Consider the following 2,946-nt stretch of genomic DNA (forward strand, 5'->3'; position numbering starts at 1 on the left):
GTCGACGGCGGCGGGCCGGGGCGGACAGCGGGCGTGGCTGGCGGCGGTGGGCCGCCGGTGGGTCAGGCCGCCAGGGCGGCGTTGGCCTGGGCGAGGAAACGTGAGGTCGCCGCCCGCGTGCCGGCACGCCGGGCGCGGAGGCTCTCCGCCGCGGTGACCAGCAGGGAACGCACCTTGGGATGGCCCTTCGGCGGTGGCGCGGGGGCCGGCCCCAGCTGGTCGGCGATGCCGGCGCCGAACGCGGCGGCGCGCTGCTGAGCCGGGTCGGTGATGCTGCCCTCGGTGTAGCGGCGGACGGCGAGGCTGGCGTTGAGGCCCCGCTCGTGGCCGAGGACGGTGCCCGCCTCCCCGTTCGTGGTCAGGAAGTTGATCACGTCAGCCACCGTGTCCGGGTGGCGGGTGCCCCGGAACCCCGCCCAGTACATCGACGCCCGCGCCCACTGGGCGCCCGGCGGGCCGGGGAAGCCCACCACACCCAGCTCGGAATCGGTGAGTCGTTGCAGCTCCGGCAGCTGGTGGGACCAGGCGAAGGACGCGGCGGTCAACCCGGTGACCACCAACTGCCGGGCCGGCTCCCCGCTGTCGGCCTGGTCGACGAGGGCCGCGCCCGGCGTGGCCCGCCCGGTGCGGGCGCGCTGCCACAGCTCGAACCAGGCGATCAGCTCCTCGGCGCCAAAGCCGAGCTGCCGCCCGCGGTAGAACTCGCCGCCCTGGGACCGTAGCCAGAGCCAGAGGGCGCGGTAGTCGCCGGACGCGTCCATCGTGCCGGCCACCTGGCCGTCGCTCGCCTCGGTGACCTGCTGCGCCCAGGCGAGGTAGTCCACCCAGGACATCCCGCCGCGCGGCTCGGGCACCCGCAGCTCGCGCAGCAGGTCACGGTTGAAGACCACGGCCGCGAGAGTCTGCCCGGCGGCCACCGCCATCGTCCGCCCGTCCACGGTGCCGTAGCGGATCAGACCCTCCGGCAGGCCACGCAGGTCCAACCGGTGATCGGCGGTCGCTTCGGTGAGGTCGAGGGCGATCTGGCGTTCGGTGTACTCGGTCAGCATGGCGTCGTCGAGCTGGATCAGGTCCGGAACGTTGCCGCCGGCCGCCTGGGTGGCCAGCCGCTCGTAGTAACCGTCGGCGCCCTGCCAGGTGATCCGGAAGCTGACCCGCGGGTTGCGCTGCGAATACAGCCGAAGGACCTTTTCCGTCAACTCGGCCCGCTTCGTCCCGCCCCACCAGAAGACCGACAGCTCGATCGGCCCGTCCTGGGTTGAGGTGTCGGCGCCATCGCTGCATCCGGCCAGCCCACCGGTGGCCAGCAGGGGAGCGCCGAGCAGCGCGGTGAGCACTCGACGTCGGCCCGGGTCGGCGCCGAAACGGGCGATCGGGGGACGGACAACGGGCACGGGGTCTCCTGGCACGTACGGACGGGTCGGACCATTCACGCAGGCGGCGCAGGAGGGTGTCAACGTCCGTCCGGTCACCCGGCAGCCCGGGGGCGGTACGGGTGCCGGAACGGGCCCGGCGTCGCCGCGTGGTGTACTAGGGCGCGTGGAACTTCTGCACTCGGGCAAGGTCCGGGACGTGTACGCCGACGGCGACGACCTGATCCTGGTCGCCTCGGACCGCATCTCGATCTACGACGTGGCCCTCCCGACACCGATCCCGGACAAGGGTCGGCTGCTCACCGCCCTCTCGCTGTGGTGGTTCGAGCAGCTCGCCGACCTGGTGCCGAACCACGTCATCTCGGCCACCGACGTGCCGGCCGAGTTCGCCGGGCGGGCCATCCGCTGCCAGCGGCTGGACATGGTCCCGGTCGAGTGCGTCGCCCGGGGTTACCTCACCGGCGGCGGCCTGCGGGAGTACGAGCGCACCGGCGCGGTCTCCGGCGTACCGCTGCCGCGCGGGCTCGGCGAGGCGTCGATCCTGCCCGAGCCGATCTTCACGCCGTCGAGCAAGGCGCCGGCCGGCGAGCACGACGAGCCGATCACGTACACCGACGTGGTGGACAAGGTGGGCGAGGCGACCGCCGAGCGGCTGCGACAGATCACCATCGACGTCTACCGGCGGGGCGCCGAGCTGGCCGCCGACCGGGGCATCCTGGTCGCCGACACCAAGATCGAGCTGGGCTGGGCGCCGGACGGCACCCTGGTGCTCGCCGACGAGCTGCTCACCTCCGACTCGTCGCGGTTCTGGCCGGCCGAGTCGTACCAGCCGGGCCGGGTGCAGTTCTCCTACGACAAGCAGTACGTGCGGGACTGGGCCACGGGCAGTGGTTGGAACAAGCTGCCTCCGGCGCCGGACGTGCCCGCCGAGGTCGTCGAGGCGACCCGCGCCCGCTACGTCGAGGTCTACGAGAAGCTCACCGGCAACCGCTGGGAGTGAACGCGGCGTCGGGGGACGGGTGTCGTCCCGGCTCGCTCAGTGGTTCCAGGCGTCGCCCCCGAACAGCCGCGCCCACAGGTTGTCCACGACGCCCGAGGTGCCCCAGACGGTGTCCCCGTCGCCGTCCGAACCGGCCGGCGCGACCTGGGTCCCACCGCCGTAGATGAGGTAGCCCGGCCCGGTCGGGGAACCCACGGCGTGCCGGGCGCCGCTGTGGATGCCGTAGCCGACGAAGTCGCGCTCCCACTTCGACAGGAACCCGGCGGCCACGTTGTCGAGCCCGTCGACGGTGGCCTGGACCAGATCCTTGAGCACCTCGGTGTCGCCGGTGCCGAGCTGGGTGCCGACGTCGAACGAGGCGGCGCCCGCGATGGCCGCCGCTCCGCCGGTGGCGATCGCCTCGGCCATCGCCTCGATCCCCTTCAGGAAGCTGAGCGCCGAGGCGGCGAACGAGGTCGCCGTCGCCTCGGCGGACGCCGCGGCGGGCGCTCCGACGACGGTCGCCGAGGCCGCCGCGATGAAGGTGGCGAAGACCGCCAGGATGGTGGACACCACCGCGTACGCCACGACGAG

General features: G+C 73.3%; 3 protein-coding genes. 1 reads left to right on the forward strand and 2 read right to left on the reverse strand.

What is annotated here, in order from left to right:
* Positions 1-62 precede the first annotated feature (62 nt).
* Positions 63-1,394: an extracellular solute-binding protein gene (locus tag AB0J68_RS30165; RefSeq protein ID WP_363942036.1), complete on the reverse strand. Its 1,332-nt coding sequence runs from the start codon at positions 1,392-1,394 to the stop codon at positions 63-65.
* Positions 1,395-1,539: 145 nt separating this feature from the next.
* Between AB0J68_RS30165 and AB0J68_RS30170 the strand changes: the two genes are divergently transcribed.
* The gene (locus tag AB0J68_RS30170) at positions 1,540-2,373 is read left to right on the forward strand and encodes a phosphoribosylaminoimidazolesuccinocarboxamide synthase (protein ID WP_354861367.1); all 834 of its coding nucleotides are present in this window, start codon (positions 1,540-1,542) and stop codon (positions 2,371-2,373) included.
* A gap of 36 nt (positions 2,374-2,409) precedes the next feature.
* On the opposite strand, the gene AB0J68_RS30175 is transcribed toward AB0J68_RS30170, so the two are convergent.
* Positions 2,410-2,946, reverse strand: a 537-nt coding sequence (locus AB0J68_RS30175) for a hypothetical protein (RefSeq protein WP_363942038.1), incomplete at its 5' end; no start/stop codon positions are given.

The organism is Micromonospora sp. NPDC049580, assembly GCF_040675595.1.
GTDB lineage: Bacteria > Actinomycetota > Actinomycetes > Mycobacteriales > Micromonosporaceae > Micromonospora.